Genomic DNA, 5,659 nt, shown 5'->3' with positions numbered 1-5,659 from the left:
CGATCTGCGAGGGGCTGATCCTATCATCGCCGGCACCGTCCCGCGCCCATGGTATCTCTCCGGACGCACCTTGACCGCGAGTACGCAGCTGGGGAACAAACGCACATTGCGCTTTTCCGATGGACAGAAGAGCGGTCCCTACGATCTCGTCGTCGATGCCCTGGGCACGCGGACTCCGCTTGCTCCACCGACAGGCCGGGAACTGGCCTACGGAGCACTGTGGGCCAGCCTGGACTTGCCTCAGGATGCCGGATTTGATTCCCACGCCCTTGCCCAGCGTTACGACCGTGCGAGCATCATGGCGGGCGTTTTGCCCATCGGAACCCCACCGGGCGAGACTGTGCCCAAAGCCGCGTTCTTCTGGTCGCTCCGGGCGGATCGGCTGGACGACTGGCGCGCCGTTGGACTTCCCGCTTGGAAGGCGCGGGTCGCCGCGCTCTGGCCTGATTGCGCTGCGCTGCTCGACCAGATCGCCGATCCGGATCAACTGACTTTCGCGCGCTATGCGCATCGCACGCTGAACTCGCCTGCGGAGCCGGCGCTGGTCCATATCGGCGATGCATGGCATTCCGCCAGTCCGCAACTGGGGCAAGGCGCCAACATGGCGCTGCTCGATGCCTGGGCGCTCGCGCGTGGTCTGGAGCACGCGGAAACGATCGACGAGGGCGTTCGGCACGGCATCCGGCTGCGCCGTCGCCACGTTCTAACGTATCAATGGCTTACTGCGCTGTTCACCCCTGTCTATCAATCCGACAGTCTGCTGCTGCCGTTAGTCCGCGACCGTCTCGTCGGCCCTCTGTCGAAGCTGTGGCCGGCCACTGCCATACAGGCATCGATGGTGAGTGGACTGGTGGGCAATCCGCTCCGCCCGTTGGGGCTGTGAGGCGATCTTCAGATGGCCAAACCCGTTGACGAAGCGGCATGACCGCCACTTCGGACAATGGCAATCGCTTGAGCATCGAGTTCGATGCAATGTTCGGCTGCCTCGTGGGCGGCTTCGACGACGGCGTCTATCGCCACCCGCAGACGCGGCACGATCATCGGAGAAGCGATCCAGAGGGCATTGATCGGCAAATGGCCGGTCACCAGTTCTTCAAGGATGGGGACGAGACTTCCATCCAAAATCGCGTCACGGGCAAGCCAATAAGGTACAAGCCCTATCCCCTGCCCGGCTCGGATCGCCGAGAGCGTCAGAAGACTCCCATCCAGCACCAACTTCGGTTCCGGTTCCATCACGATGAGTTCCCCGCCCGGGCTGTGAAAATGCCACGGCGCCACTCGTCCGTCCCGCGCAGCGGCGAGCAGGCTGTGTCCGGCCAGATCCTGCGCTGTCTGCGGAACTGCGCGTGAGGCGAAATATTCCGCAGAACCGCACAGCACGATCCGCTGCGTACCAAGCCGACGAGCCATCAGCCCCGGAAGCTCCGGCAATTCGCCGATCCGCACGGCGAGATCGATATTGTCTTCGGCCAACTCCGCCCAGACGGTCGATGTCGAGATTTCGAGGCGTAGACGGGGCCAGGTATCGCAAAGTCTGTAAAGCGCAGGCGCAATCACATGCGTGCCCAGCAAAGGCGGCAGGCTGATCCGCAGGTTTCCTGCAGGTTCCGACACCATCAGGGCCAGTTCCATCTCTACCCGTTCGATCCTTTGCCGCGCCGCGCTGCAGACCTCACGATAAGCAACGGCTTCTGCTGTAAGAGCGAGGCGCCGTGTCGTGCGGTGAAAGAGCCGCACCCCAAGCCGTTGCTCAAGCCGGCCGACGGCCTTGGCGACCGCAGATGGTGTCAGTCCCAGCCGCACTGCCGCTGCGGCGAAACTTCCGGCCGCGCAGACATCGAGGAACACGCCCATCTCGTCTCCGGACGGATGTCGAGAGGACATCGTCAGGAATTCAATTCGTGAATGGAGGGAAATCTATTCATTTTACGGCTCTTATCGTCATCAATAGCGTCGTGTCCATGAGTGAGAGAACTTACGCCATCATCGGCGGCTCGTCGGGCATCGGATTTGCCCTTGCGCAGGCTCTGGTCGCACGCGGCGATCGCGTGCGGATCGGAGCGCGGTCTCCCGGAAAGCTCGAAGCGGCCATCGAGCGATTGGGAAGCGGTGCCATCGGCCGTACGGTCGATACTACCGACCGGGCCTCGATTGCCGAGTTCTTCGCAGCGGGTCAGCAGCAACTCTCCGGCCCGTTCATCTCCGCTGCAAGCTATCGCACCGGCGCCTTTCGCAACGGCGATCCGGAAACCAGCGAGGCACTGTTCGCCGCCAAGTTCTGGAGCCAGCACTGGACCGTCTTCGAGGCGCTGCCGTACTTGCGCACGGATGCCGGTGTCGTGCTGATGTCTGGCGCGGCGTCGGCGCGTCCGATCGGCGCGCCCGCCTATGCGGCGTGCAACGCGGCAGTCGAAGGACTGGCACGAGGGCTGGCGATCGAACTCGCGCCGATCCGGGTCAATTGCCTCTCACCGGGTACGACCGACAGCGAACTCTGGCGTGACCGGCCCGAAGAGCAGCGCGAGAGCGCCTACGATCTCTGGGGCCGGCTTTGCGTCGTCCAGCGACCGGCGCATGTCCTGGAACAGGCGCATGCCGCGCTGTTCCTCCTCGACAACGGCAACATGACCGGCAGCACCCTGTTCTGCGACGGTGGCTATACTTTCCGATGAGCTCCGTTGCGCGTCGAAGGCAGATCATGTGGACGGGGCGCGGCGCCGTCCTTTCGGCATCGCCGCGCCAGCGACGAGGAGAAGTGCGAACGCGGACCATGGCAACGCCGTCACCCCGAGCCGATCGAGCAAGGCGCCGCCCATAAACGCGCCTCCGGCGATCGCCAGGTTCCATGCGGTGACGATCATCGCCTGCGCAACATCGGCAGCATTGCCGGCAGCGCGGGCCGACGCGGTCTGGAACAAAGTGGCTGCTCCGCCGAAGCCCAACCCCCACGCCAATACTGCCGCGTAGATGGCAAGCGCGGTTGCGCTCATGCCGAGCAAGACCGCGGCACCCACGAAAAGCAGAATGCCCAGCCCGGTCATCAGCCGCAGGTGCCTGTCGATCAGCGCGCCCGTCACGGCAATGCTGGCCAGTCCGGCGATACCGAAAGTGAGCAGCACCCGGTCCGTCTGCCCCGCCAGTCCTGCGCCCGCGAGCAGAGGCGCGATGTATGTGTAGAGGATGTTGTGAGCGAGAACGAAGCAGAGCGTCAGCAGCAGCACTGGCCGCAGGCCGGGCAGCGCGAAGACCTCCCGCAAGGACGGGCGACCGGTCGCTTCCTCGCCCGGAAAGTCCGGCAGGCGCAATCTCATCCAGCCCGCCAGCACGATGGCAATCCCGCTGAGCGCGGCGAATGCGACCCGCCAGCCGGCCCACTGGCCCAGTACGGTTCCCACCGGAATGCCGATCGACAGTGCCACCGGCGTACCGGCCATGGCGATGGCCATCGCCCGCCCGGCCAGCCGCTGCGGGGCGAGCCGGACCGCGTAGCCTGCAAGCAATGCCCATAGCAGCCCTGCCGATACGCCGCCGACGAACCGCGCGGCCAGCGACACTGCGAAACTCTCGGTTATGGCCGTCACGCCATTGGCCAGTGCGAAACCGAGGATCGCTGCCAGCAGGACTTGCCGCCTGGGCCAGTGGCGTGTCGCGTTCGTAAGCGGGATCGCCGCTGCGAGCGATCCCAATGCATAGACGCTGACCCACTGGCCGGCGAACGCCTCGCCGACATGCAGATCGGCGCCGATCTGCGGCAGCAGGCCTGCGGGCAAGGCTTCGGTCAGGATGGTGACGAAACCGGCGGTGCCGAGCGCTATCAGCCCCCCGCGGTGCAGGCGATCGCGCGCCGTGCTCATGCCGCGACCTGCGGCAGGACGAGATCATCGACCCTGTATGTGTGGAATTCGTAAGTCGAGACCGTATCGAGCCGGTTGAATTTCTCCAGGAACACCGGGTCCGAAAAGAACAGCTCGACATCGCCGGCGCCCGAGATCGCCTCGATGTTGACGACGGTAAGGCCGTCGTCGCTCTTGGCAAGGCTGCTCCACAGGAAGCCCGGTTTGCGTGCCGCCACATAGCGGACCACGTCCTGGATGATGCGAAACGCCTCTTCCTGTTTGCCGGGATGCGCGTGGATGACATTGACGATGAAGGTGGTCGGGATGGGAGCGGCGCTGAAGGTTGCGGTCATTTCGGTCTCCTTGTGGTGATGACCGGAGACCTAGGCTCGGATCGGGCCGCGAAAAACTGGCCTGTGTTCCGGTGACTGCGGATGAATATTCCGGTATTCGCGCCACATGGATCAACTCGTCGCGCTCAACGCTTTCGTTCAGACCTCGGAGACAGGCAGCTTCGTGGCAGCCGGCAGGCAACTTGGGCTGACCGCGTCGGCGATCGGCAAGGCGGTCGCCCGGCTGGAGGAGCAGCTTCAGGTCCGCCTGTTCCACCGCAACACCCGCAACATGGCGCTCACCGAGGAAGGGCGCATGTTTCTGGAGCGCTGCCGCAGGATTTTTGCCGAGATGGAGGCCGCGCGCGAGGAACTGGCGCAGACCCATGTCGCCCCGCGCGGGCGGCTGCGTGTCAGCCTGCCGCTGGTGGCGATGCTGCTCACCCCGGTCCTCGCCGATTTCATGGTCGCCTATCCGCAAGTGCAGCTTAATCTCGATTTCAGTGACCGGCTGGTCGACGTGATCGAGGAAGGCTTCGATGCCGTGGTGCGTACCGGTCAGCCTGCCGACAGCAGGCTCATGCGCAGAAATGCAGGCCGCTTCAGGCTGCGGATCGTCGCGTCCCCAGCTTACCTCGCGGCGCATGGCACGCCCACCGAGCCGATCGATCTGGGATCGCATCGCTGCCTACGCCAGCGCTCCCCCAGTACCGGTAAGCTACGCCCTTGGCCGCTGGGCACCGAAGGCAACGCGCTTCCCGAAACCATGAGCGCGACGGCGATCGACCCGCTTGTTCACCTGGCAGTCGCCGGGCATGGCATCGCCTGCCTGCCGCCCTTCGCGATCCGGCAGGAACTCGCCGAAGGTCGGCTGGTCTCGCTCCTGGAGAACAGTGTGTGCGAGATCGACCAGTTCAACGTCTTATGGCCTGCCAGCCGGCAAGTGACCCCTAAGCTCAGGGCTTTCGTCGATTTCATGGCGGCACATTTGAAACCGGACGCTCCAGAGTGAGCGGGCAGTCACCGCTACAGAATAACGATCAGAGCCATGTTCACCGCCTGAAGGCCAAAACATGGCTTTACCTATAAAACCCTATTTTCTGTGATGGTCGGCACAATGGTTGCCAATTGCATAAACATAGCATCGTTCAGCCGACCGCATTGGGCGCTACTCTCCCCTCTAACGCCGACGTTGCGGATACCAAACTAAACGTCTGGTTTGTTTGCACTATACCACAAGGCGAGGACCAGCGCGGCGGCGATGCAAAGAACAAACCCAAGAATGACTACAACGGTCATATCCATGCTCCTTGATGAAGCGACGTTCTAGCTGCTTCAACGGCCAAACCACCCTTTTCGGCCCTTCAGGCACCAGAAGCCGGGTAAGATAGAGACCTGTCTGGCTTCCGTCTGTAAGGAAGAAACCGCCGACTAGGCCGCGTTGACATAAGATTTCAGCCATAGGCGCACTGCGGCGAGGTTGAGAAAGCT

The 5,659-nt window shown here is 63.6% G+C and carries 6 protein-coding genes; 3 read left to right on the top strand and 3 right to left on the bottom strand.

Annotation, left to right across the window (positions count from 1 at the left end; genetic code table 11):
- Positions 1-883, top strand: an 883-nt coding sequence (locus NTCA1_RS27790) for an FAD-dependent monooxygenase (RefSeq protein ID WP_159832463.1), incomplete at its 5' end; no start/stop codon positions are given.
- Between the two features lie 8 nt (positions 884-891).
- On the opposite strand, the gene NTCA1_RS27785 is transcribed toward NTCA1_RS27790, so the two are convergent.
- The gene (locus tag NTCA1_RS27785) at positions 892-1,854 is read right to left on the bottom strand and encodes a LysR family transcriptional regulator (RefSeq protein WP_201282624.1); all 963 of its coding nucleotides are present in this window, start codon (positions 1,852-1,854) and stop codon (positions 892-894) included.
- 107 nt (positions 1,855-1,961) lie between these two features.
- Here NTCA1_RS27785 and NTCA1_RS27780 point away from each other — a divergent pair, with 107 nt between their 5' ends.
- Complete coding sequence (locus tag NTCA1_RS27780; protein ID WP_159832461.1) at positions 1,962-2,672, top strand: SDR family oxidoreductase; 711 nt, start codon at positions 1,962-1,964, stop codon at positions 2,670-2,672.
- A 24-nt stretch (positions 2,673-2,696) separates the two neighbouring features.
- On the opposite strand, the gene NTCA1_RS27775 is transcribed toward NTCA1_RS27780, so the two are convergent.
- Both NTCA1_RS27775 and NTCA1_RS27770 read right to left on the bottom strand, forming a co-directional pair.
- Entirely contained in the window at positions 2,697-3,854 is a 1,158-nt protein-coding gene (locus tag NTCA1_RS27775; RefSeq protein ID WP_159832460.1) for an MFS transporter, read from the bottom strand.
- Positions 3,851-4,189, bottom strand: coding sequence for an antibiotic biosynthesis monooxygenase (locus tag NTCA1_RS27770; RefSeq protein WP_159832459.1), 339 nt, complete (start codon positions 4,187-4,189; stop codon positions 3,851-3,853). The genes NTCA1_RS27775 and NTCA1_RS27770 overlap by 4 nt, the downstream gene beginning before the upstream one ends.
- Before the next feature lie 106 nt (positions 4,190-4,295).
- Between NTCA1_RS27770 and NTCA1_RS27765 the strand changes: the two genes are divergently transcribed.
- Positions 4,296-5,180: a LysR family transcriptional regulator gene (locus NTCA1_RS27765; protein WP_159832458.1), complete on the top strand. Its 885-nt coding sequence runs from the start codon at positions 4,296-4,298 to the stop codon at positions 5,178-5,180.
- Positions 5,181-5,659 lie beyond the last annotated feature (479 nt).

Origin of the sequence: Novosphingobium sp. TCA1 (assembly GCF_009811895.1) — a bacterium.
Classification (GTDB): Bacteria; Pseudomonadota; Alphaproteobacteria; order Sphingomonadales; family Sphingomonadaceae; genus Novosphingobium; species Novosphingobium panipatense_A.
Note: the sequence above shows the minus strand (reverse complement) of the source record. Positions and strands in the feature narration are given on the sequence as shown.

What these genes read in the sequence shown, in the direction of transcription:
- NTCA1_RS27785 (WP_201282624.1), bottom strand. Translation starts at nt 1,854, where the DNA reads ATGGGCGTGTTCCTCGATGTCTGCGCGGCCGGAAGTTTCGCCGCAGCG.
- NTCA1_RS27775 (WP_159832460.1), bottom strand. Translation starts at nt 3,854, where the DNA reads ATGAGCACGGCGCGCGATCGCCTGCACCGCGGGGGGCTGATAGCGCTC.
- NTCA1_RS27765 (WP_159832458.1), top strand. Translation starts at nt 4,296, where the DNA reads ATGGATCAACTCGTCGCGCTCAACGCTTTCGTTCAGACCTCGGAGACA.
- NTCA1_RS27770 (WP_159832459.1), bottom strand. Translation starts at nt 4,189, where the DNA reads ATGACCGCAACCTTCAGCGCCGCTCCCATCCCGACCACCTTCATCGTC.
- NTCA1_RS27780 (WP_159832461.1), top strand. Translation starts at nt 1,962, where the DNA reads ATGAGTGAGAGAACTTACGCCATCATCGGCGGCTCGTCGGGCATCGGA.